This is a genomic window from Lachnoclostridium edouardi, from assembly GCF_900240245.1.
Taxonomy (GTDB): domain Bacteria; phylum Bacillota; class Clostridia; order Lachnospirales; family Lachnospiraceae; genus Lachnoclostridium_A; species Lachnoclostridium_A edouardi.
Genome location: NZ_OESQ01000001.1, coordinates 595,939 through 620,864, shown reverse-complemented (window position 1 = coordinate 620,864; position 24,926 = coordinate 595,939). Strand labels below are relative to the sequence as shown.

18 protein-coding genes and 1 riboswitch are annotated in these 24,926 nt (G+C 43.0%); of the genes, 13 read left to right on the top strand and 5 right to left on the bottom strand.

Going from position 1 to position 24,926, the window contains the following annotated elements:
• Positions 1 to 6 precede the first annotated feature (6 nt).
• The 7 genes from C1A07_RS02835 (at position 7) to C1A07_RS02805 (ending at position 10,916) form a co-directional block, all read left to right on the top strand.
• Positions 7 to 3,771 (top strand): phosphoribosylformylglycinamidine synthase, encoded by a 3,765-nt coding sequence (locus tag C1A07_RS02835; protein ID WP_101875768.1) that lies wholly within the window; start codon positions 7 to 9, stop codon positions 3,769 to 3,771.
• Positions 3,772 to 3,979: 208 nt separating this feature from the next.
• Positions 3,980 to 5,374 carry an amidohydrolase gene (locus tag C1A07_RS02830; protein ID WP_101875767.1) on the top strand — a complete coding sequence of 465 codons (1,395 nt, stop codon included), beginning with the start codon at positions 3,980 to 3,982 and terminating at the stop codon, positions 5,372 to 5,374.
• Between the two features lie 22 nt (positions 5,375 to 5,396).
• Positions 5,397 to 6,158, top strand: coding sequence for a MerR family transcriptional regulator (locus tag C1A07_RS02825; RefSeq protein ID WP_101875766.1), 762 nt, complete (start codon positions 5,397 to 5,399; stop codon positions 6,156 to 6,158).
• A gap of 38 nt (positions 6,159 to 6,196) precedes the next feature.
• A complete protein-coding gene (locus C1A07_RS02820; RefSeq protein ID WP_101875765.1) occupies positions 6,197 to 7,282 on the top strand; it encodes a BMP family protein in 1,086 nt (361 codons plus the stop codon).
• 129 nt (positions 7,283 to 7,411) lie between these two features.
• Entirely contained in the window at positions 7,412 to 8,944 is a 1,533-nt protein-coding gene (locus tag C1A07_RS02815; RefSeq protein ID WP_101875764.1) for an ABC transporter ATP-binding protein, read from the top strand.
• The gene (locus C1A07_RS02810; protein ID WP_101875763.1) at positions 8,937 to 9,974 is read left to right on the top strand and encodes an ABC transporter permease; all 1,038 of its coding nucleotides are present in this window, start codon (positions 8,937 to 8,939) and stop codon (positions 9,972 to 9,974) included. Before C1A07_RS02815 ends, C1A07_RS02810 begins: the two co-directional genes overlap by 8 nt.
• Positions 9,975 to 10,916 carry an ABC transporter permease gene (locus tag C1A07_RS02805; RefSeq protein ID WP_101875762.1) on the top strand — a complete coding sequence of 314 codons (942 nt, stop codon included), beginning with the start codon at positions 9,975 to 9,977 and terminating at the stop codon, positions 10,914 to 10,916.
• A 109-nt stretch (positions 10,917 to 11,025) separates the two neighbouring features.
• Here the strand turns inward: C1A07_RS02805 and C1A07_RS02800 are convergent, their stop codons facing one another.
• The 4 genes from C1A07_RS02800 to C1A07_RS02785 all read right to left on the bottom strand — a co-directional run bounded on the left by C1A07_RS02800 (position 11,026) and on the right by C1A07_RS02785 (position 15,072).
• Positions 11,026 to 12,060 carry an N-acetylmuramoyl-L-alanine amidase family protein gene (locus tag C1A07_RS02800; RefSeq protein ID WP_101875761.1) on the bottom strand — a complete coding sequence of 345 codons (1,035 nt, stop codon included), beginning with the start codon at positions 12,058 to 12,060 and terminating at the stop codon, positions 11,026 to 11,028.
• A gap of 136 nt (positions 12,061 to 12,196) precedes the next feature.
• Positions 12,197 to 13,315 carry an N-acetylmuramoyl-L-alanine amidase family protein gene (locus tag C1A07_RS02795; protein WP_101875760.1) on the bottom strand — a complete coding sequence of 373 codons (1,119 nt, stop codon included), beginning with the start codon at positions 13,313 to 13,315 and terminating at the stop codon, positions 12,197 to 12,199.
• Between the two features lie 36 nt (positions 13,316 to 13,351).
• A complete protein-coding gene (locus C1A07_RS02790) occupies positions 13,352 to 14,401 on the bottom strand; it encodes a sensor histidine kinase (RefSeq protein WP_101875759.1) in 1,050 nt (349 codons plus the stop codon).
• On the bottom strand, positions 14,398 to 15,072 hold the full coding sequence (locus tag C1A07_RS02785) for a response regulator transcription factor (RefSeq protein ID WP_101875758.1): 675 nt from the start codon (positions 15,070 to 15,072) through the stop codon (positions 14,398 to 14,400). The genes C1A07_RS02790 and C1A07_RS02785 overlap by 4 nt, the downstream gene beginning before the upstream one ends.
• Positions 15,073 to 15,345: 273 nt before the next feature.
• On the opposite strand from C1A07_RS02785, the gene C1A07_RS02780 reads away from it, so the two are divergent.
• The 6 genes from C1A07_RS02780 (at position 15,346) to sigE (ending at position 23,690) form a co-directional block, all read left to right on the top strand.
• Entirely contained in the window at positions 15,346 to 16,470 is a 1,125-nt protein-coding gene (locus C1A07_RS02780; protein WP_101875757.1) for an efflux RND transporter periplasmic adaptor subunit, read from the top strand.
• Complete coding sequence (locus tag C1A07_RS02775; RefSeq protein WP_101875756.1) at positions 16,467 to 19,511, top strand: efflux RND transporter permease subunit; 3,045 nt, start codon at positions 16,467 to 16,469, stop codon at positions 19,509 to 19,511. The genes C1A07_RS02780 and C1A07_RS02775 overlap by 4 nt, the downstream gene beginning before the upstream one ends.
• 16 nt (positions 19,512 to 19,527) lie before the next feature.
• Positions 19,528 to 20,685 carry a TolC family protein gene (locus tag C1A07_RS02770; protein ID WP_180952160.1) on the top strand — a complete coding sequence of 386 codons (1,158 nt, stop codon included), beginning with the start codon at positions 19,528 to 19,530 and terminating at the stop codon, positions 20,683 to 20,685.
• A gap of 15 nt (positions 20,686 to 20,700) precedes the next feature.
• The gene (locus C1A07_RS02765; RefSeq protein WP_101875754.1) at positions 20,701 to 21,918 is read left to right on the top strand and encodes a hypothetical protein; all 1,218 of its coding nucleotides are present in this window, start codon (positions 20,701 to 20,703) and stop codon (positions 21,916 to 21,918) included.
• A 126-nt stretch (positions 21,919 to 22,044) separates the two neighbouring features.
• Complete coding sequence (locus C1A07_RS02760) at positions 22,045 to 22,953, top strand: sigma-E processing peptidase SpoIIGA (protein WP_101875753.1); 909 nt, start codon at positions 22,045 to 22,047, stop codon at positions 22,951 to 22,953.
• Positions 22,950 to 23,690 carry an RNA polymerase sporulation sigma factor SigE gene (sigE, locus tag C1A07_RS02755; RefSeq protein WP_101875752.1) on the top strand — a complete coding sequence of 247 codons (741 nt, stop codon included), beginning with the start codon at positions 22,950 to 22,952 and terminating at the stop codon, positions 23,688 to 23,690. The genes C1A07_RS02760 and sigE overlap by 4 nt, the downstream gene beginning before the upstream one ends.
• A 95-nt stretch (positions 23,691 to 23,785) precedes the next feature.
• Here sigE and sigG read toward each other — a convergent pair whose 3' ends face one another.
• Complete coding sequence (gene sigG / locus C1A07_RS02750; protein WP_101875751.1) at positions 23,786 to 24,562, bottom strand: RNA polymerase sporulation sigma factor SigG; 777 nt, start codon at positions 24,560 to 24,562, stop codon at positions 23,786 to 23,788.
• Positions 24,563 to 24,775: 213 nt separating this feature from the next.
• Positions 24,776 to 24,877, top strand: a riboswitch (TPP riboswitch).
• Positions 24,878 to 24,926: the final 49 nt, after the last annotated feature.

The following is a 24,926-nucleotide window of genomic DNA, read 5'->3' as shown; positions in this document are numbered from 1 at the left end:
AAAAACATGGGCGTTAGACGTATTTATGTGGAGAAAAAACCGGATTACGCGGTAAAGGCAAAAGAACTCCGGGAAGAGATTGAAAGCTACCTTGGCATCAGCACAGTGACTGGGGTAAGAGTGCTGATCCGTTATGATATTGAAAATTTGTCAGAGGAAACATACAAAGCTTCTTTAGGCACTATTTTTTCTGAGCCGCCTGTAGATGAATTATATGAGGAAACATTTCCCTGCAAAGAAGGAAGCGTTGTATTTTCTGTAGAATATCTGCCGGGACAGTTTGACCAGAGAGCTGACTCTGCAGAGCAGTGCGTAAAGCTGTTAAATGAAAATGAGCAGCCGATTATCCGCACTGCCACCACATATGTAATAGAAGGCCAGATAACAAATGAGCAGGCAGAGGCGGTAAAAGGATTCTGTATTAATCCTGTGGACTCCAGAGAAGCAGATATGGAAAAGCCGGAGACTTTAGAAACTGTATTTGAGGTGCCTGAGGATGTGAAAATTTTTGAAGGGTTCTGCAGTTTTGATGAGGAGGTTTTAAAACAGCTTTACAGCTCCTTAAATCTGGCTATGACTTTTAAGGACTTCCAGCACATTCAGAATTACTTTTTAAATGAAGAAAAAAGAGATCCGTCTGTAACAGAAATCAGAGTTTTAGATACTTATTGGTCAGATCACTGCCGCCACACTACATTTTCCACAGAGCTGAAAAATGTAACATTTACAGACGGAGAATACAAGGCTCCTATTCAGGCGGCATATGAACAGTATCTGGCTGACAGAGAGGTGATTTATAAGGGAAGGGACGACAAGTTTGTCTGCCTTATGGACCTGGCTCTTATGGCCATGAAAAAGCTGAGAGCAGAGGGCAAGCTGGAGGATATGGAGGTTTCTGAGGAAATTAACGCCTGCAGTATTGTGGTGCCTGTGGAAATCGACGGAAAAACAGAGGAATGGCTTGTAAACTTTAAAAATGAAACTCACAACCACCCTACAGAGATCGAGCCTTTCGGCGGGGCTGCAACATGTTTGGGAGGAGCCATCAGAGATCCTTTGTCAGGCCGTACTTATGTGTACCAGGCTATGCGCGTAACAGGGGCGGCAGATCCTACTAAGCCTTTAAATGAAACATTAAAGGGCAAGCTTCCTCAGAAAAAGCTGGTAACAGGGGCGGCTCACGGCTACAGCTCCTACGGCAATCAGATTGGACTGGCTACAGGATATGTAAAAGAAATTTACCATCCGGGATATGCGGCTAAAAGAATGGAAATCGGCGCAGTTATGGGCGCTGCTCCAAGAAAGAACGTGATCCGTGAAACATCTGATCCTGGAGATATTATTATTCTGTTAGGAGGACGTACTGGAAGAGACGGCATCGGCGGAGCTACAGGCTCCTCTAAAGTGCACACAGAAGCTTCTATTGAAGTGTGCGGAGCAGAGGTGCAGAAGGGAAATGCTCCTACTGAGAGAAAGATTCAGAGAATGTTCCGCAGACCGGAGGTCAGCAGCATTATTAAAAAATGTAATGACTTTGGAGCAGGAGGCGTGTCAGTGGCAATCGGAGAGCTGGCTGCCGGCCTGGTAATTGACCTGGACAGAGTGCCGAAAAAATATGCCGGCTTAGACGGCACAGAAATCGCAATTTCTGAGTCTCAGGAGCGTATGGCAGTAGTTGTGGAGCCTAAAGATGTAGACAAATTCCTGGGCTTTGCAGCAGAGGAAAACCTGGAAGCGATTACTGTGGCAACTGTTACAAAAGAGCCAAGACTGGTAATGAGCTGGAGAGGCAAAACCATTGTAGATATCAGCAGAGCATTTTTAGATACAAACGGAGCTCACCAGGAGGCCGACGTTACTTTGGAGGTTCCGGGCAGAGAGGGAAATCTGTTTGAAAGAAAAGAAATCGGGGACGTAAAACAGACATGGATGAACATGCTGGCTTCTTTAAATGTATGTTCTCAAAAAGGTCTGGTGGAAATGTTTGACGGCTCTATTGGAGCAGGCAGCGTATTTATGCCTTACGGCGGAAAATATCAGCTGACAGAAACTCAGTCTATGGTGGCTAAGCTGCCTGTGCTGGAAGGCCAGACAGATACTGTTACAATGATGAGCTATGGCTTTGATCCTTATTTGTCCAGCTGGAGCCCATTCCACGGCGCTGTTTACGCAGTAGTATCCTCCATTGCCAAGATTGTGGCGGCAGGCGGAGATTTCAGCAAAATCCGTTTTACATTCCAGGAATATTTCCGCAGAATGAGCCAGGACCCTGCAAGATGGAGCCAGCCTTTTGCTGCTCTTTTAGGCGCTTACGCTGCCCAGTTAGGCTTCGGACTTCCTTCTATCGGCGGAAAGGACAGTATGTCAGGTACATTTAACGACGAGCAGAACGGGGAAATCAATGTTCCGCCTACCTTAGTTTCCTTTGCTGTAGATGTAACAAGCTACAAAAATATTATTACTCCGGAATTTAAAAAGCCGGGCAGCAAAATAGTAGTATTTAAGATTGAAAAGGATCAGTACGATCTGCCGGTGTACAGTCAGCTGATGGAAGGCTATGAGAAGCTTCACAAGGATATACAGGCAGGCAGAATTATTTCCGCATATGAGGTAGAGCGTCACGGTATGGCTGAGGCTGTAAGCAAAATGGCCTTTGGAAATAAACTGGGAGTAAAAATAGAGCACAATGTAGACCCAAGAGATTTCTTTGCGCCTGGCTGGGGCAATATTGTATGCGAGGTTCCAGACGGAAAGGTGGGAGAGCTGGCAATTTCCTATACAGTGATAGGAGAAGTTACAGATACAGGCTGCTTTGAATACGGCAACACTGTAATCACTATGGATGAGGCTTTAAATACATGGACCAATACTTTAGAGAAGGTATTCCCTACTCAGTCAGGAGTGGAACAGACAAATGTGCCTCAAAATACCTTCCACGCAGATTCTATATACACCTGCGGACATAAAATTGGACAGCCTGCAGTATTTATTCCTGTATTCCCAGGCACTAACTGTGAGTATGACAGCACAAAGGCCTTTGAAAGAGCAGGAGCTAAGGTTGTAACTAAGGTGTTTAAAAACTTGTCAGCAGAGGACATTAGAGAGTCTGTGGAGGTTTACAAGGCAGAAATTAAAAAGGCTCAGATTGTAATGTTCCCAGGCGGTTTTTCCGCAGGAGATGAGCCGGAAGGTTCTGCGAAGTTCTTTGCCGCTGTATTCCGCAACGCAGTAATAAAAGAAGAAATTGAAAAGCTTCTTCAGGAGAGAGACGGACTTATGTTAGGCATCTGCAACGGTTTCCAGGCCTTAATTAAGTTAGGCTTAGTGCCGGAGGGAACCATTTGTGAACAGAGACCAGATTCCCCTACCCTGACTATGAACACCATTGGACGTCATATTTCTAAAATGGTATATACAAAAGTAGTAACAGATAAGTCCCCTTGGCTTGCAGGCGCCCAATTAGGAGGCGTGTACTGTAATCCGGCTTCCCACGGGGAAGGAAGATTTGTGGCTAACGATCAGTGGCTGAAAAAGCTGTTTGAAAACGGCCAGGTTGCTACTCAGTATGTAGATGATAAAGGAAACGCCACTATGGACGAGTTCTGGAATCCAAACGGGTCTTACATGGCGATTGAGGGTATTATCAGTCCTGACGGACGAATTCTGGGCAAGATGGCTCACTCTGAGAGAAGAGGAGAGGCTGTTGCAGTAAATATTTACGGAGAGCAAGACATGAAGATTTTTGAGTCCGGCGTAAAATATTTTAAATAAAATGAAATAAGGATTGATGCACAAAGGGCTATATAAAATAGGCGGCCTGTGCATCAGTCCTTTTTATTACAAATTCTTCCGTTTATTCATTAATATTTTTAATGTATATTCTTTTATTAATCACTTGAATCTATAGTAACTATAGGTTATATAATTGTAAAAGAAATAAGAGCGGCAAACTGCTGCAGAAGAAAAATGGAGGAAATATATGGAACAGAAGATTCTGATTCAAAATGCCAGGGCTATTGTGACATGCGATGCCAAAGATCAGGTTTACTGGGACAGTGATATTCTGATTGAAGGACCGAAAATTACAGCAATAGGAAAAGGTCTTGAGGCAGAAGGCGCAAAGGTGATTGACGCGTCAGGAAAGTTTGTGTACCCAGGACTGATTAACACACATCATCATTTTTTCCAAACATTTGTCAGGAACCTGATTACTATTGACTATCCTAATATGATGGTTATGGATTGGATTGACAAGATTTACCGCATTTTTCAGATTATTGATAATGATGTTATTTATTATTCCTCTCTCACTGCTTTTGCTGATTTAATTAAGCATGGCTGTACATGTGCTTTTGACCATCAGTACTGCTATACAAAGAAGACGGGGAAGGAGCCTGTGGACCGTCAGATGGAGGCGGCCAAGCTTTTAGGAATCCGCTACCACGCAGGAAGAGGAACTAACACTCTTTCCAGAGAAGAGGGCAGTTCCATCCCAGATAATATGCTGGAGACAACAGATGAGTTTTTAAAAGACTGTGAAAGACTGATCAGTCTTTACCACGATCCCAATCCATTTTCTATGAGACAAATAGTAATGGCTCCCTGTCAGCCAATTAACTGCCGTCAGGACACATTTACCGAGACTGTAGCCATGGCAAGGGAAAAGGGCGTTCGTATGCACACCCATTTAGGGGAAGGGGAGAACGAGGGAATTATTGCCCGCTATGGAAAGAGAACCTTAGATTGGTGCCAGGATATTGGATTTATTGGAGAGGACGTATGGTACGCTCATAACTGGGAGGTGCTTTCAGAGGAATATAAGGTGCTGGCTCAGGCGAAAACAGGAGTTTCCCACTGCCCAAGCCCAGCTATTTTAGGAGGCTTTCCGATTTTAGATATTAAGGCAATGTCAGAAGCAGGAGTTCTTATTAGCTTAGGCTGCGACGGATCTGCCACAAACGACAGCTCCAATTTGCTGGATTCTTTAAGAACCTCATATATGATGCAGGCTTATCACACAAAAGCCAGAGGCGGCTGCGCTTCTGCTTACGATATGTTAAAGGTGGCTACCATCAACGGTGCAAAGACGCTGGGACGTTTAGATCTGGGCTCATTAGAGCCGGAGAAGGCAGCTGATTTGTTTATGATTGACACAGAAACACTGGAGCTTGCAGGAGCGCTTCACGATCCCTGCAATATGCTGGCAAGAGTAGGCCAGACAGGACCGGTGTGGATGACAATGATCAACGGAAAGGTTGTTTACAAGGACGGAGAACTTCAGGGAGTAGATGAAAAGAAACTGGCGGCTGAAGGCGAGGCTGTGTGTACAAAAGTAATCCGCCAGCCAAATGAAGCTTATAAAATGTTTCTTTAATTCTTAAAAGAAGGGCGGAAAATTGAAGGATTTTTTATCTATTGGAGAAATGAGCGCCTTATTCGGCCTGAATATACAAACCTTGTACTACTATGATAAGGCGGGGATTTTTAAGCCCAGACAGAGAAATGAGAAAAATGGCCGGAGAAGGTATGAGTTTGATCAGATTTATGAGCTGGCCACTATCTGCTACATGAGAAAGCTGGGATATTCCTTAGAGGAAATTACAGAATCCCGCAGCACCAGCCATTCAGAGCTGGCTCTGGCTTCCTTAAAACAAAGATCAGAGGAGCTGCATAAACAGTGGCAGGAGCTTTTTTCTATAGATCAGGCTATTCAGAGAAAGCTGAAGTTTATTGAACAGGAAAAACAGGGGCTTTTCACAGATTCCATTTCTGTCCGCCATTTTGAAGCCAGAAAGTATTTGGATATCGGTGGGGAGGAGATGCTGTACAGCCACAATTCCTTTTATTTTTATCCTACAATCGCCTTTTACCAGGGGGATAAAAAGTATTTTGGGGCTTACCTTTATCCAGATGAAAAAAGTATTCCCGATTTAACTGTGCCTCCTCAGATTAAGGAGATACCGGCAGGAGATTTTCTCTGCGGCTACCACGTAGGGCCTTACGAGACGATTTCCCAAGCTTTTAAGAGAATACGTTCTTTTGGGTCAGATTTGACTTTGGATACCTTAACTATTAACTTTAATATTCTGGATCAGTTTGTGGAAAATAACACTGCAAATTATATTACCCATATTCAGGTCAGAATACTGAAGCCATAAATGAAAATAATGAATGTTAAAAAAGAGAGGGAAAAAACATGAGAAAAACAGCTAAATTATCAGCAATTCTTCTTGCAGCAGCAATGGCGGCAGTCAGCGTAACAGGCTGCGGCGGAGATTCAAAGGAGTCTGAGGCAAGCACGCCTACAGGACAGTCAACAGCTGCAGAAGGAAACGAAGCAGAGGGGGAGAAGGCTGAGGCAGCAGATACAGAGGGAAAAACATATAAAGTGGCTTTATGTCTCTCCGGAGCAGCCAACGACATGGGATGGTGTCAGTCTGCATTTGACGGCTTAAAGCTGTTGGAGGCTGATTACGGCTGCGAAATTGCATATACAGAGAACCTGACTCCAGATGATATTGAGGCAGCTTACGCTGATTATGCGGCAAATGGTTATGATGTAATTATTGGCCACGGCTACGAGTTCGGCGACCCTGCTATTGAAGTTGCAGAAGAGTATCCGGATACAAAGTTTATTGTAACTGAGGGAGAGGTTTCCGCAGAAAACGTAGCTTCCTATGTATCCAGCTGTGAAGAAGGCGGCTATGTAATGGGAATGCTGGCAGCAGCTATGTCTGAGTCCGGAAAGGTGGGATATATCGGACCGATTCAGGGAGCATCCCTTGTAAAAATTATGAACGGATTTGAGGATGGAGCCAAGGAAGTAAATCCTGACATTGAAGTTCAGACAGCATGGACAGGTTCCTTTACAGACACAGCTTTAGGAAAAGAAGCAGCTCAGGCTATGATTGACAACGGCGTAGATGTAATCGGCCACTGTGCAAATGAGTCCGGTACAGGCGCTATTAACGCTGCAAAGGAAGCTGGAATTTATGCAACAGGAGATTCCTATGATCAGAATGACCTGGCTCCAGACACAGTGCTTTCTTCTTCTGTGTACCACATTCCTCACGTAGTAGAGGTAGCTTTCAGCACAGTAGTGGACGGTACCTTTGAAGGCGGTATCTATAACCTGGGTATGGCTGAGGGCGCAGTCAGCATTGCTCCCTATCATGGACTAGAAGAAAAAATTCCAGAGGATGTAAAGGCAATGATCGACGAGAAGGTTGCAGCTATTACTTCTGGTGAATTTGAAGTACCTTGTGATACAAAGGCAAGATAATAACCTCCTGACAATTCAGGACTGAAATAGAAAGTGTTGCAAAACCGAATCCTAAAGACTGGGGTCGGCTCTGCAACACTTCCTGCATTACAGTCTGAAGGAAATAGACGAAAGAAAGGAAACAGTAGTATGCCATTGTTGGAAATGAGACATATAACAAAAGCTTTTTCTGGGGTGTATGCCAATGAGGATATTAGTCTGCAGGTAGAACAGGGAGAAATTCACGCTCTTCTTGGAGAAAACGGGGCAGGCAAAACCACATTGATGAATATTTTGTTCGGCATTTATCAGGCAGACAGAGGAGAAATTATTTATAAAGGAAAGCCGGTGAAATTCCGGTCCCCTAAAGAGGCCATTGAACAGGGAATCGGTATGGTTCATCAGCATTTCTCTCTGGTAAATAAAATGACGGTTCTGGATAATATTATTCTTGGGCTGAAGGACAACAGCCCTGTGTTGGACAGAAAAGCCGCCTCAGAAAACATTAAAGCTTTGGCAGAAAAATACGGGCTTTTTGTAAATCCTAATGCCAGAATCAGTGATTTATCTGTAGGAGAACAGCAGAGAGTGGAAATATTAAAGGCTCTTTACCGCAATGTCAGCCTGCTGATTCTGGACGAGCCTACTGGAGTTTTAACTCCCCAGGAAACAGAAAATTTCTTTGGCGTTTTAAGAAAGCTGAAGGAAGAAGGATATGGAATCATTATTATTACACACCGTTTAGGGGAAATTATGGCTATCAGCGACAGCGTAACCATTTTAAGGGACGGCAGAATGGCCAAGGAGCTGATTACTGCAGAAACCACCCCGGAGGAGCTGTCCGCTCACATGATTGGCAGACCTTTGGCGGAAAAAAGCCATGAAAGGCCGGCTGCGTTAAAGGAGGCCGCCCTTAGTTTAAGAGGCGTGGCATTATCTAAAGGAAAAAGCGGAAAGCAGCTTCTCAACCACATTTTCCTGGATGTGAGAAAGGGAGAAATTTTAGGTATTGCAGGCGTGGAAGGCAATGGGCAGAAGGAACTGGCAGAAGTGATTACAGGAATCAGAAAGCCTTCAGACGGAACCATTGAATTTAACGGGAAAAATATTAACCGGCTTTCTGTAAAAGAACGGTTTGATATGGGCATTTCTTACATATCAGACGACAGGCACAACGACAGTCTTGTTATGGATATGACAGTAACAGATAATATTATATTGAGAGAGTTTAATAAACCTCCTTTTTCTAAAAAGGGAATTTTAGATTATAAAAAGGCTGAGGAGGCTGCCGGAAAGGCCTTGGAAGAATACAGCATTAAAACCTCGGGAAAAAGCGGTATAAAAACCCTGGTTAAGCTTATGAGCGGAGGCAATCAGCAGAAAGTAATTTTGTCCAGGGAAATTTCCCAGGCAGCAAAGCTGATTGTGGCCAGCCAGCCTACAAGAGGACTGGATATTGGAGCTACAGAGTTTGTCCATCAGACTTTAATGAAGCAGAGAAACCAGGGAAAAAGCGTAATTTTAATATCTGCAGATCTGGAGGAAATCTTAGGATTAAGCGACAGAGTTGCAGTAATGTTTGAGGGAAAAATTATCGGAGTTCTGGACAGGAAGGAAGCAGATGTATTTAAAATCGGACTTTTAATGGGCGGAGTGAAGGGAGAGGAGAAGGCTGATGAATAGGGACAGAAAAGAAAAGGCAGTTGAAATTTCAGCGATTATTCTGATTACAGTAATTACAGCTGCAGTTTTAGTGATGTTAGCAGGGGCCAGCCCGGCTGAGGCCTGTCAAATGTTTTTTAAGGGCATATTCGGCAACTTAAATGGGTTCTGCGAAGTATTTGTAAAAGCCACTCCTTTAATTCTTACAGGCCTGGGATGTTCCGTAGCCTTTAGAACAGGATTTTTCAATATTGGTGCAGAAGGCCAGTTTTATGTAGGAGCGCTGGCTTCCGCCTGGGTGGCTTTAAACTGTACCTTTCTGCCAGGTCCGGGAAGAATTGTGCTGGCCGTTGGGGCAGGATTTATTTTCGGCGGTCTGTGGGCGTTAATCGCGGCAATGTTTAAAGCTAAGCTGGGGATTTCCGAGATTATTGTAACAATTATGTTAAACTACATAGCCATTAATATTCTGGGAATTGCAGTGCGCACATTTATGATGGACCCGGCAGGCAGCATTCCCCAGTCTGCCAAAATTGAAAGCAGCGCCACCATGTACAGATTTCTCCGCCCCACCCGTATCCATATTGGAATTTTCATTGCAGTGGCGGCAGTGGTTCTGGTGTGGTTTTTAATGGAAAAAACCACGGCGGGATATGAAATTAAGGCAGTAGGCTTTAATAAGAGGGCGGCGGCCTGCAACGGAATTTCAGTAGTAAAAAATATTATTATTTCCGCGGCGTTAAGCGGCGGCTTAGCCGGAATTGCCGGGGCCGTAGAGGTATTGGGAGTTCAGAAAAAGCTTTTAGAGGGAATTTCAGGAGAATGCGGGTACACGGCAGTGCTGATTACTCTTTTGGCCTCCAATCACCCTGGAGGAGTTTTAGCGGCGGCTATCGCTTTTGCGGCTTTAGAGGTAGGAGCCAATTCTATGCAGCGCCAAATGGGAATTCCCGCGGCTATTGTAAACTTTTTAATTGGCATGATTGTGCTTTTAATTCTGGGCCGTCAGCTGTTTGCCGTCAGGGCAGGAAAGAAAAAGGAGGGGAAATAAATGCTGGAGCAAATATTTTCTGTAAGTTTTTTAACTGCGTTTTTAGCTGCCGCCGTCCGAATGGCAGTGCCTTTGGCTTATGCAGGCCTGGGGGAAACTATATCTGAAAAAACAGGAATTTTGAATATTGGTATGGAAGGCGTTATGCTTAGCGGAGCATTTTTCTCCTTTGCAGGAACCTATTTTACAGGAAGCATTGCCATAGGACTTTTATGGGGAATTCTAGGAGGAGTAGCTGTCAGCATGATTCATGCAGTGCTTTCCATCCGCCTTTCTCAGGATCAGTCTGTCAGCGGAATTGCCATTAACATTTTTGTTTTAGGAGTGACAAGCTTTTTATACAAACTTTTGTCCAGCGGAGATTCCTATAAACAGATTGAACCTGTTTCCAAGCTGCCTATTCCTGTGCTGTCAGATATTCCTTTCATTGGAAGTGCGTTATTTAACCAGGATATTCTTACTTATTTTATATATTTTCTGATTATTGCAGTGACATTTTTCTATAAGAAAACAAATCTGGGGCTGTCCTTTGCCGCAGTGGGAGAAAATCCCCGGTCTGCAGATTCCGCAGGTATTCCGGTACATAAGTATCAGTATATTGCAATGGTGTGCAACGGAGTGTTAGGAGGAATGGGCGGCGCTTACCTGGTATTAGTTCAGGTGGGAAATTTCTCTGAAAATATGACCTCAGGGCGAGGCTATATTGCACTTGCCGCAGTAATATTAGGCCGGTATATTCCTGCAGGAATGTTAGGCGCAGCATTTTTATTTGGAGCTGCCAATGCGCTTCAGATCAGGCTTCAGGCCATCGGCGTGCCTCTGCCTTCCCAGGCCCTAAGTATGCTGCCATACATTATTACTTTAATTGCCCTTTTAGGCTCTATTGGAAAAAACCACGCTCCGGAAGCAGTTGGAAAATCCTATATCAGGGGAGCGAGATAACTCCTATGCAAAAACAAGCATATTCACCAGTGTTCCATGCTTTCCCGGCAAGGTGCACTGTGGTGAATATGCTTGTCTTTTTAGGATATTTGTTTTAAACTGTCTATTATTATTGAACCCATGCTCCGTCAGGACCTAAATAAAATCCTTCTACATAAGTATTTGAAAGCATGGCGCCTCTTGTACCATCGCTGTTAGGATTAAAATAGTAACATTTTCCGTTTACCCAAACCCAGCCTGTCATCATTCTGCCGCAGGTACCGTCGCTGTTAGGATTTAGATAGAACCAGTTGCCGTTATCCAGAATCCAACCTGTCTGCATATAACCGTTGCCGTCAAAGTGGAACCAGTTGTTGTCCACATAAAGCCATGTATTTGCAGGGTAGGAACCGTTGGCGTTTTGATACCACCAGCCTGTGCTGTTAGAACGCCATCCGGCATTTCCGGAAGTGGGAGTGCCGTTTCCTAATGCGTAGGAAAAATCTACTTCATCAGATTCTTCCCACTCGCTGGTATCTTTTGATTTGTTTCCAAGAGCTCTCACCTTATAGTGATATGTGCCTTCTCTTGAAATCATGGAGCTAAAGTTGTAATCTGTGCTGGTTGTGGTCTGTTTGGAACCTACAATAGAGCTGTTGCGGTATAAAACTACTTCGTACTTTCTGGCTCCTGTCACTCCGTCCCACTGAGCGTATCCGTTGGAGAAAAATTCCACATTTTCCGGTGAACTTATATCAGCTGTAATATCGGTCAGCTTGATTTTTAATGTTAAGGTTTCAGAGCGATCAGATGTAGACTTAGAAGTACACTCGGCATCATCGCCTGTCAGCTTTACATCACTTTTGGAAAGACTGAAATAGTAGCCGTCGTCTGCTTCCAAAATCACCTTGACCACAGGATATGTGGAGGTATCAAATGCGTTGGTGATTTCATAATCTTCGATAGAGTAATTTGCCGTTCCCTCTGAAGAAATATCCAGGTCAATATCACTGTAATCACTATATTCACCTAAATCAGCAGAAATATTCAATCTGACAGTTTCAATTTTCTTTCGATCCTCTGCAGCCATACCAGGTACAGCACATAAACTGGATATCATAGCGGCTGTCAATAACAGGGAGCATAATTTTTTTAATTTTTTCATTTCGACCCCTCCTTCTTATATTCCAAGTATAGCATTTTGTAGTAAATACTGTCAATTACAGGATTTTAAAGAATATCTTACAGAATTTTATGTTAATTGCCAGAATATAAAAAACATCTGGAATAAAATTCCATATTTATTGAATCCATGCGCCGTCCCCGCCTACATAATAAACTCCGCCAATAACAGAATTAGTAATTAAGGCCCCTCTGGTGCCGTCGGAAACAGGATTAAAATAGTAACATTTTCCGTTGATCCAAACCCAGCCTGTCATCATACGGCCTTTGGTACCGTCGCTGTTGGGATTTAAGTAAAACCAGCGTCCATTGTCAATGATCCAACCTGTCTGCATATAACCGCTGCCGTCAAAGTGGAACCAGTTATTATCCACAAAAAGCCAAGTATTTGTAGGGTAGGAGCCGTTGGAATATTGATACCACCAGCCTGTCTGATTTTGCACCCAATTGCCGGAGGAGGAGCTGCCGGAATTTACTCCTGGGCCGTTGTTAGAGCCGCTGTAATAGGAATTTCCAGGGCCGCTGGGGCCGTACCAATTGTCCCAGTCGTCGTCATAGGAATCGCTAAGCTCATCTTCATAATAGCAGTAGTCTGATTCTGCCCAGTCGCTTTTGTTGGAAGAATCATAGCCGATAGCCCGAACCTTAAAGAAATAATCGCCTTTTCTGGTAATCATATTGCTGAAGTCATATTCTGTGTCAGTAGTAGTTTTTGTGGAGCCTATCATGCTGTTATTTCTGTACAGGCGCACCTCGTATTTTCTGGCTCCAGGCACGGAATTCCAGGTTCCCATACCGTTAGAATCCAGGTCTGCAGAATCAATAGTATCCAGATCATATTCCAGGTCAGTAAGCTTAATTTTCAGAATTAATGTTTCAGAACTGTTTTTAGTGCTTTTGGAGGAGAGAGTAACCTCCTCGCCGCTGAAAGAAATATCCCGTGAGGATACGTCAAAATAATAATCATTGTCAGCAGCCAGCGTGATTTCAATTAAAGGATATTTGGAAGAGCTGGAATCATTTGTGATTTCATAATCCTCCAGGGAATAAGGGCCGGAGCCGGTTTGAATATCCAGATGCATATCGCTGAAATCGCTGTCCTCACCTACCTCTGCATCAATAGTTAAGGAGACAGATGTAATTTTTGTGCGTTCCTCTTTCGCCAAAGCGGTAAAGGCCGCAGATGCTGTAAAAATAGCTGTCAACAGTGCAACTGTAAGTTGTTTGTACCCCTTCATAGTACCTCCTTCTAAAAAATAATAACTGTGAAAATATTAACTGGCCTGACAGGGAAGGATAACCGTTGCCTTTGTCCCTGAATCAGGCTTACTTTCTATATGAATCTTCCCTCCGCAAAGACAGACAATTCTTTTCACAATAGCCAGTCCTATGCCGTTGCCGTCTGTTGTGTGGGAAGTATCACACTGATAAAATTTGTCAAATATATGAGGAAGCTTATCCTCTGAAATGCCGCAGCCCTGATCCTGGAGCTGAAAAACAATCTGCTTTTGATTTCCTGATAAAGAAATGAAAACAGAAGAGCCGGGATCAGAAAATTTAATGGCGTTGTCTATAAGATTGATCCACACCTGGCTGAGAAGATCCTCATTTCCCTTGAAAGACAGTTCCTGAAGGTCAATTTGCAGATCCAGCTGCTTTTTAGACCATTTAGGTTCTAATACTAATATACACCGCCGTATTTGTTCAGCCAGATCAAAATTTTTCTGCTCTGTGACAATACACATTTTTTCCACCTTGGACAGGTTTAGAATATTGCTGGACAATGTGGCAAGGCGGCTGGACTCCTGGATAATAATATTCAGGTATTCGTTTTTTTCCTCATTGGTCAATTCCTCATTTTTTAAAAGCTTGGCAAAGCCTTTTAGAGATACGAGAGGAGTTTTAAATTCGTGGGAAAAATTGTTAATAAAATCAGTTCTTAAAATTTCAGTGTTTGCCAGTTCTTCTGACATTCTGTTAAAGCTTTCTGAAATATTTGCCAGCTCTTTAATATTACCCATATGAATTTTTACATTATAGTTTCCTTTAGCCAGCTGATTAATAGCTGAAACTAAAGTTTTCATAGGGCGAAAGATAATCCGGTTTAAGAGAAAGGTCAGGAGAAAACCAGCGGCCAGGCTGATTATAATCAGCAAGGGCACGGGAGGGATCATAAAGCGGAAGGATACAGGCCTTCCGGTGGCAAAGGAAAAAGTCAGCAGCATAGCTGCAGATAAAGCAAAATGAGTAAGGAATAAAGCGATAAAAGTATAAATGGGAAGCAACACTAAAAGATTGCCGGAAAAAGGCCGCGTTTTTTTCATATATTTTTCACCACCCTGTATCCAAGGCCTCTCACTGTTTCAATGGTAAATTCCGGATAATCTTTAAATCTTTTTCTCAGTCTGTGAATGTGAACGTCTACAGTGTTGTCTGTAGATTCTGATTCCATTCCCCAGATCTCGTCCATTAATTGTACTCTTGTAAATATTTTTCCAGGGTAAGATAATAGCTTATAAATTAAATAAAACTCTCTGGGAGGCAGGGCTACGGAATCGTTGTCTCTTGTTACTGTAAGTGAATCATAATCTAACAGTACTTCTCCTATGGAAATCTGATGGTCATATACGATTTTAGCCCGGCGCAGCAATGCTTTGATCCGCAGCAGCATTTCTTCCTCGTCAATAGGCTTTGTTATATAATCGTCTGTACCTGCAATAAAGCCTCTGTGCTTATCTTCAGGCATCTGTCTGGCGGTAATCATAAGAATAGGCATCTCATAGTTGTTGTCCCTCAGTCTTTGAGTTAATTCATATCCGTCCATAACAGGCATCATAATATCTGTCAGAATCAAATCAATGTGATTTTTGTCAATAATTTCCAAAGCCTCCATACCATTGGCTGCTGTAAAAGGCAGGTATCCGTTGGCCTTTAAAATAGCTTTCAGAAGCTCCCTGGCATTTTTGTCGTCCTCTGCAATTAATATGTGAAACATATGTAAATTTATCTCCTTTTAAATTTCTTAAATCAACAATTTAAGTATATCAGTTTTTCAACAAAGGGGATAGATTATTTATGAAGTTTTTGTGAAAACAACTTGATTTCACAGAAACTTCACAGGTATATGAAGGAAAATATGGATTTGTTTAAGTTCAGTTCATGTTTGTAATGTATTTTTATATGCGTTGATGAAAATGAGAAGCTGTATAAAAGAGGAAGTTTTTTGTATGCGGCTGTCTCGTAAAATAAAATGGAGGAGTTTTTAAGCATGAAAAAGAAAGGAATTATCATCGGGGCAGTTGTGGCTGTAGTTTTAGTGGCCGCTGTTATACCCAGGCTTACAAAGAAAGAAGAGTTTGGGCAGGCGGCTATGACGCCTGTAGTGTCTGCGGAAAAACCAGAGGTAGGAGATCTGGCTTTGACTACAGACTTAATCGGTACAGTAGAGCCATCCGACGTAGTATATATTTACCCTAAAGCTTCTGGAGATGTTACATCTGTAAATGTAAAGGCGGGGGATACAGTTGTGCAGGGCCAGGTGCTTTGTACCATTGACACAAAGCAGGTGGATACGGCTAAAAACAGTATGGATTCTGCCAGACTGACTATGGAACAGGCAAAGGCTGATTTAGACCGTATGTCTCTTTTATATGCCAGCGGAGGTATTTCTCCTCAAAGCTATGAACAGTACCAGAATACATATGAAATGGCAGAGATTTCCTACAGATCTGCAAAACAAAATTATGAAACCCAGGTAGAGTACAGCACAATTACAGCTCCTATCAGCGGAAGAATTGAGCTTTGCGATATGGAAGTCTTTGACACGGTATCCCAGAGCAATTTAATCTGCGTTCTGTCAGGGGAAGGAGGCAAGATTGTATCCTTTTCTGTTACTGAAAGAATCAGACAGTATTTAAATGCAGGCGATGTAATGTCTGTAGAAAAGGACGGAAAGGAATATGAGGGCGTGATTCAGGAGGTAAGCTCCATGGCAGATACTTCCACAGGATTGTTTAAAGTAAAAGCTAATTTAACAGATGAGGGAAATCTTCCTACTGGCTCTTCCCTGAAGCTGTCTGTTATTTCAGAGAAAACAGAAAATGCAGTTTTAGTACCTGTAGACGCCGTTTATTTTGAAGGCGGTGACGCATTCCTGTACACATATGATCAGGCTCAGGGAGTGGTACATAAGATTCAGATTGAAGAAGGAGTTTATGATTCAGAAAAGCTGGAGGTATTATCCGGCGTAACAGCAGACGATATGGTTGTCAGCACATGGAGCTCTGAGTTGTACGAGGGAGCTGAGGTAAGGCTGGCAGGACAGGAGGAAGCTTCAGAGGGAGAGGCTGAGGTTTCCGAAGATGGCGGCCAGCAGCAGGAGGGTGAAGTATGAAAGGAATTACAAGTTTCGTTCTCCGCAGGCCAGTAACAGCAGTTCTCAGTATATTGTGTCTGGTAGTGTTTGGATACACTGCAGTAAAGGCCTCTACTTTAGAGCTGATGTCTGAAATGAACTTCCCTATGATGGTTGTAATGGCCAGCTATTCAGGGGCCAACCCGGAGGATGTGTGCGAGTTAGTTACAAAAGAAATAGAAGATTCTGTCAGCACATTAAGCGGATTAAAGTCTATTTCTTCTAATTCCAGCGACGGTTCTTCTGTCGTTATGCTGGAATATGAATATGGCACAGATATGGATGAGGCTTATGATGATCTGAAAAAGAAAATTGACAGCCTGGACAGAAAACTTCCAGATGACGTAGAAACCCCTACAGTAATGGAAATGGATATGAACTCCTCAACCGTTATGTCTCTTTCTATTACAAAAGAAGGGGAAAGCGATATTTACGATTATGTAGAAAATACAGTAGTGCCTGAGCTGGAAAAAATTTCTTCTGTAGCCGAGGTAAATACAAGAGGCGGACAGGGAGAGTACATAAAAGTAGAAATGATACCGGAGAAAATGTCACAGTACGGCGTGACTATGTCTTCCATAGCAAACGACATTGCGGCTGCGGACGTGGCGTATCCTGCAGGAGATACTTCGGTGGGAAAACAGGAGCTGTCTGTTACCACCAGCTTAAAGGCAGCTACAGAGGAAAGCTTAAAAACCATTCCTCTTACAACTACAAAAGGCGGCAATAATATTGTATATCTTCAGGACGTAGCTTCCATATATACAACTACAGAGGAAGCAGCCAGTCTTTCCAGATACAACGGACAGAATACTACGTCAGTATCTATCAGCAAGCAGCAAAGCGCTTCCGCCATGGATGTATCCTCAGCAGTAAAAGAAACTATTAACACCTTAACGGCTGAAGATGCTGATTTAAATATTGTTATTGCCAGCGATACCAGCGATGACATTATCAGTTCTTTAAAAGACGTTTTTCAGACTTTAATTATGGCCATTGTAATTTCCATGGCAATTTTGTGGCTGTTCTTTGGAGATTTAAAGGCCTCTTTAATTGTAGGAAGCTCTATTCCTGTATCAATTTTAGTAGCTTTGATTTTAATGAACAGAATGGGATTTTCCCTGAACGTTATTACTATGAGCGCCCTTACATTAGGCGTTGGTATGATGGTAGATAACTCCATTGTAGTTCTGGAAAGCTGTTTCCGTACAACAGAGAAAATCGGATTTTTAGACTATGCCAAGGCAGCTTTAGAGGGAACTAATGTTGTGGCTGATTCTGTATTAGGCTCTACATTGACAACCTGCGTTGTATTCCTGCCTCTGGCGTTTTTGGAAGGCATGACAGGACAGATGTTTAAACCGTTAGGATTTACCATTGTGTTCTGTATGGCGGCCTCCCTGTTAGCCGCAGTGGCGGTAGTGCCTTTGTGCTATATGCTTTACAGGCCTAAGGAAAATGAAAGGGCGCCTATGTACCGTCCTGTCCGCAATATGCAGAATGCTTACAGAAATATTATGAAGGTGATTCTGCCTAAAAAGAAAACAGTTATGATAACATCTATACTGCTTTTGGTGGGATCGTTTATACTTTCTAAACAGCTGGGCACAGAATTAATGGCCTCTGACGACCAGGGACAAATTAATATTTCTATAGAAACAAGACCAGGCCTTAAAACAGAACATGTGGATGAGGTTTTAAAACAGGTGGAGGCTGTAATTTCTGTACATGAGGATTTAGATTCTTATATGGCTTATGCAGGAAGCAGCGGCGCCAGAGGAGGCTCCTCTGCAACTGTTAACGCATATTTAAAGGATAACAGAAAAATGTCCACAGATGAAGTGGCAAACCAGTGGAGAAGTGAGCTGTCTGATATTGAAAACTGCAGTATTACAGTGGAGGCTGGCTCCTCTATGAGTATGATGTCCAGCAGTTTTCAGTCTTACGAGGTGCTGCTGCAAAGTACAGATTATGATACTTTAAAAGAGGTTTCTGCTGATTTAGTAGATAAGTTAGAGGAAAGACCAGAGCTGACAAAAGTTCACTCCAGTTTGGAAAACGGCGCTCCTATTGTAAAAATTGAAGTAGACGCTATAAAGGCAAAGGCCAACGGGCTGACTGCTTCTGAAATTGGTTCTGCTGTCAACCAGATGTTAAGCGGAATAGAGGCCACCAGCTTAGAGGTAGACGGCAATGACATTGACGTGCGTGTAGAATATGCAGATGGAAAATATGATTCTATTGACCAGGTAAAAAATATTATTCTGCCTACAGGAAACGGAGGCTCTGTAGCGTTAACAGACGTGGCGGAGGTAAAATATGAGGACAGCCCGTCCACAATTACAAGAAATGACAAGGAATACAGAGTCACTATTGAAGGAGAGTACACAAAGGAGGCGACTTCTGACACCAGAACAGTGTTGACCCAGGAGGTTGTAAATCCTAATCTGCCTTATAATGTAACTACAGCCAGAAACTCCAGAGATCAGTCTCAGGCAGAAGAGTTTGCAGCTCTTTTCCAGGCCATTGGTATTGCTGTATTTTTAATATTCGTAGTTATGGCGGCACAGTTTGAGTCTCCTAAATTCTCAATTATGGTTATGACCACTATACCTTTCAGTTTAGTGGGATCTGTTTTACTTTTGTGGCTGGCAGACAGTAAAATCAGTATGACCTCTTTGTTGGGATTCCTGATGCTTATTGGTACAGTAGTAAATAACGGTATTCTTTATGTAGATACAGTAAATCAGTACAGGGCTGAAATGGATATGGAAACTGCTTTAATTGAGGCGGGAGCCACTCGTTTAAGGCCAATTCTTATGACTACCTTGACGACTATTGTATCCATGGTTCCTATGGCTTTAGCATTTGGAAGCAGCGGAAGCATGACTCAGGGCCTGGCCTTGGTAAATATTGGCGGTCTTTTGGCTTCTACAATTCTTGCTTTATTGATGCTGCCGGTATATTATAGTCTTGTAAACAGAAAACCTAAGAAACAGGAAGAATATGACCTGGATTAATAAAGGAGGCAACAGAATGAATCACTGGAAACAGGCCTTACCGGCGCTTACAGCAGCTGTTTTAACAGCTGCAGCGCCTATGCAGGCTCTGGCTGCCACTCCCCATTTTGCCAGAACAGAGGAGGAATGGGCAAGGCTGCAGGATGATACAATAGAATACAGTGAGCTGGCAGATTTAATTGAGGAATATAATGTAACAGTCCAGAATAATAAATTGGACTATGAACAATTTAAAAAGGATTACGGCACTACCAAGGATGATGTGGCGCGAAGCTACAGAGATCTGGCAGATGAGCTGTACAACAATATGTCTGGAGATGATGACGCCAGCTCTATGATCAGCGATCTGTCTATAGAGACTCAGGCGGAAAGCCTTAGGGAAACAGCGGACGATAATGTGGAGGACAGTCAGGTAATGTGGCTTCAGTATGAGCAGGCCAGAGATAATCTGGTTGTAGTGGCCCAATCTAACATGATTTCCTACAAAACTGATTTAATCAACCAGGAGCTTCAGGAGGCTAATTTAAAGGTTTTGGAAAATACATACCGTTTGGCCGAGGCTCAAAAGGCAGCGGGAACAGGGACTGAGATGGATGTGCTGAACGCAGAGGAAAGTCTTTTAAATGCCCGTCAGTCATTAGAGAGCACAGAAAGCTCTATTACCAGCATGAGACAGAAGCTTAATGTTATGCTGGGGTGGAAAAGTACAGATAATCCGGAAATCGGGGATATTCCTCAGCCGGATCTGGAGAAAATTGCAGCCATGGACCCAGCTGCAGATAAGGCAAAGGCTTTGGAAAACAATTATACTTTGCTGATCAATAAAAGAAAGCTGGAAAACGCAGAGGCTGCTTCTACAAAGGAGACTTTGCAGAATACTATCCGGGAAAATGAGCAGCAGATCGGCGTTTCCCTTCAGACTGCTTACCAGAATGTGCTTTCAGCCAAAATTGCCTGGGAGCAGGCTGTGGCGGCAGAGGCCCTGGAAACGAAAAACATGGCTCTTGCAGACGCCAAAAACCAGGCAGGTATGATCACAGCTATGGAATATGAGCAGCAGCAGTACACCTTATTAAGCAAACAGATTGCTGTGAAAACCACGGCAATAGATTTGTTTGAGGCAACAGAGTCCTATGAGTGGGCAGTAAACGGACTGGCGGATGCAGGTTCATAAAGGGAGGAAAAGGCTATGAAAAAAAGAAAATTCCCTTACGCGGCATATGCGGCTGCAGCAGGTCTGACAGCCTTTATGCAGATAGCCGCCGCCTTTCCGGCCCTGGCAAAGGAGCAGCGCCTGGGCCCGGACTCAGAGGAGGCCGTTACCACAACAGAAGGAACTGAGAAAGAATATGATGAGGCCACGCTGGCAAAGCTGCAGGACAATGTGTTAGAATATGACGAGTTGGCTGACAGAATCCATTTATATAATACAGACATACAGAAAACATGGCAGGATTTGACAGATAACAAGCTGGATGCAGCTGTAATCCAGCAGGAGTTAGAAAGCCAGAAGCGGCGTATGGAAAAAGAAAAGGATCTGGCGGAAGATGAAAATGATACAGAGCAGTATGCATACTATGCTGCTCAGGAGGAAGCTCTCAGAGCTGCAAAAAACAGATACATTGATATAGTGGAAGATTACGATAAGCCTAAGGCCTCCAAATCAATCCGCGTTCAGGAACGCCAGCTGTTATCTGCAGCTCAGACGACTATGATTACATATAATACCTTAAAGCTGCAGAGAGACGTTCAGGCGAAGCAGACAGAGCTTTATGAAACAGAGTATGCCATTGCCCAGGCTCAGGTGGCTGCAGGTACAGCTGCCCAGACAGAGGCCGACGCAGCTTATACAAATCTGCTTTCCGCTCAGTCCTCCCTTTTATCTATGGACGCCAGCCTGAAAACCTTAAAAAGCAGCTTGTGTCTTACAGTGGGATGGCCTGCAGATGCAGATCCGGAAATACAGATGGTATCAGGGCCGGAGGCAGACAGGATCACAGCCATGAATCTGGGAACAGATACTGAAAAAGCCATTGGAAACAACAGAACCTTAATCAGCCAAAGATCTGAAAGCTTCAGCAAAAATACAACAGAAATCAACAATCATTTAGCTGTAGTGGAGCAGGGAGAGCAGCAGCTGAAAATAAAAATGGAGGAGCTGTATCACGCAGTAGAGGAAAAGCAAACAGCTGCGGACGCCGCCAGGGCTGGATATGAAAGCGCTGTAATCAAGAAAAACAGCGCAGATGTAAATTATCAGTCCGGCTGGATTTCCAAAGCAGAGTACCAGGAAGAAGAGCTTTCCTTCCTGACTAAAAAAGCTGCCGCGGAAACTGCGGAAATGGAGCTGCTTCAGGCTGTCAACGACTACGAGTGGGCAGTACAGGGATTTACAAGCGTAGAGTGAGAAAATAGAAATTTTATTAAAGGACTATCGGTAGAAAACTGATAGTCCTTTTTTGTGTCGTTTTATGGCAGATTATTCCGATGAAAAAATGGAATATGCCCCCCTGGTTTGACAAAATCTGAAGCCATGTCCGGATATAATATGGGATGTGAACAGGAGGTGAGAAAAAAACACGTGACTGCTTATGTGTACATAGATGTTCTGTTTTTCATAAATTTTCTGATGGACTTCCTGATTCTCTTCATAATGAGAAAGGTCATGAATTTAAATAGCACTAAGCTGAAAATTACGGCGGCAGCGGCTGCAGGTTCGGTGTGGGCCTGCGCAATCAGCCTGTGGCCTGTAGTGCCCTGGTGGGCGGAGCGGCTGTTTACTATGATGTGCGTCAGCGGACTGATGATACAGATTGCATTTTCACTAAAGGGATTGATCAGAATACTGAAGGCTGTAGGGGCCATGAACCTGACGGCGGCAGCCCTGTGCGGCATTTTTTATGCTCTGGATACGCAGATTAATGCAGGGTATTATCTGGGAGAACTAGTATCAGGGAACTTTTCCCATGCTATTTCTGCAGTACCCTGGTTATTTTTTGCATTAGGAGCGTATTTTGCCGTAAAGTACTTAATGCTTTTGCTGGGGGAAACCCGGCGGGAGAGAAATCATTATTACCATGTAATTCTGCACCATGAAGGAAAAGAAATTACAGTGACCGCACTTTTAGACACAGGCAATCACCTGCGGGAGCCGGTGACAAGGCGGCCAGTTCATGTGCTGACAGGAGAAGCGGGAAAAATGATATGCGGAAAGGTTTCCTCAGTCATTTATATTCCTTTTCAGGCCGTAGGCACAAAGGGGGGAATTCTTCCGGGAATTTTTATGGATTTTATGGACATAGAAAGGGACGGGGCGGTAACGCGGGTAGAGAAGCCTTTAATTGCTATTGCCACAGAGCCTTTATCCCCGGATGGAAGCTATCAGATGCTGTTAAATGAAGATTTACAGGAAGGAAAAGAACAAGGAGGAAATCTGCTATGATAATAAAAGTTTCAGTGCCAAATCAGTTTCAATTTAAAGCGATTCCCAGCTTTAAAACTATGCTTCTGCAAAAACAGGGAGAAATTCACTACATTGGGGGAGCTGATATTCTGCCGCCGCCTTTAGAAAGCGAGGCGGAGGCCATAATGATCGCTAAGCTGGGAACAGAGGAGGATAAGGAAGCGAAATCCTCCCTGATCGAGCATAATCTAAGGCTGGTAGTGTACATAGCAAAAAAATTCGATAACACCAGCGTTGGGGTGGAGGACTTAATTTCTATTGGCACAATCGGTTTAATTAAAGCGATTAATACATTTAATCCGGAAAAGAATATTAAGCTGGCTACATATGCTTCCAGGTGTATTGAAAATGAAATTCTCATGTATTTAAGAAGAAATAATAAAACCAAAATGGAAGTGTCTATAGACGAGCCTTTAAATGTAGACTGGGATGGAAACGAACTGCTTCTTTCAGATATTTTAGGCACTGACGAGGACGTAATTTATAAAGATCTGGAAAACGAGATTGAAAAAAATCTTCTGAATGCCGCTATCAGCAGATTAAATCCAAGAGAAAGAAAAATTGTAGAATTACGGTTTGGCCTGACAAATGAGGACGGCTGTGAAATGACGCAAAAAGAAGTGGCAGATTTGCTGGGAATCTCCCAGTCCTATATTTCCAGGCTGGAGAAAAAGATTATGAGCAGACTGAAAAAAGAAATTGTCAGATTTGAATAAGATAATATTAATATTTGAAAACCATATAAAACTGCCAGTAGACGAAAGCTACTGGCAGAAAATACGAAAAATTTTTTTGTTCTTATATTTTCAGATCAGCTAAGATAATTTCTCATAGCTTTTAACGCATTTTTTTCCAGCCTGCTGACCTGAGCCTGGCTGATGTGAATTTCTTCCGCCACCTCAGTCTGAGTTTTTCCCTCAAAAAATCTCATGTCTATAATATGGCGTTCCCGTTCAGGAAGCCGTTTCATAGCCTCACTTAAAGAAATATCTTCCACCCAGTTTTCCTCTAAATTCTTTTTATCGCTGATCTGGTCCATAACGTAAAGTGGATCGCCTCCGTCAGTGTAAACCGGCTCATAAAGGCTGACAGGGCTTTGTATAGCGTCCAGGGCGTAGGTGATCTCCTCTTTGCTCATACCTACCTCGCTGGCGATTTCCATAATAGTAGGCTCCTTTAAATTCTTTTTCATCAGACCTTCTCTGGCATAAATGGCTTTATATGCAGTATCTCTGAGAGAGCGGCTGACGCGGATAGAATTGTTATCCCGCAGGTATCTGCGTACTTCACCTAAAATCATTGGAACTGCGTAAGTGGAAAACCGGACATTTTGTGTAATGTCAAAGTTGTCAATAGCTTTAATCAGGCCGATACAGCCGATTTGAAACAGATCATCTACGTTTTCATTGCTGCTGGAAAATCTTTGAATTACACTGAGCACCAATCTTAAATTTCCTTTTATATACTGTTCTCTGGCCTCTGTATCCCCTTCCAGAATCCTTTTAAAAAGTTTTTCCTTTTCCTCATTGCTGAGAAGAGGCAGCTTAGAAGTGTTGACTCCGCAGATTTCTACTTTATATCCAGACATGTTCTACCTCCGCAACATTCATTTTCTTATAAAGGAATGATGGGCTAATTTTGAAAGATTTATACTGTAAAATGTCTGAGAATAATTTCCTGAAAAACATAGAAAAACTGCCTTGACAGCACAAAAGCTTACAGAAAAATCTTAGTATAAAGGTGAAACACTATATATGAAGCCTCTGGACTTTACAAAAAAAAACATATATGCTACAATCTTAAACGTAAAAAGGGGAGCTTGATTACAGGCTGAGAGGAAATAAATTTCGACCCAGGACCTGATTTGGATAATGCCAACGTAGGGACATAGCGAAAAAAACGTAAACTCTGCTCCTGTGCAGAGTTTTTTTATGCTATAGGAAATTTCGACA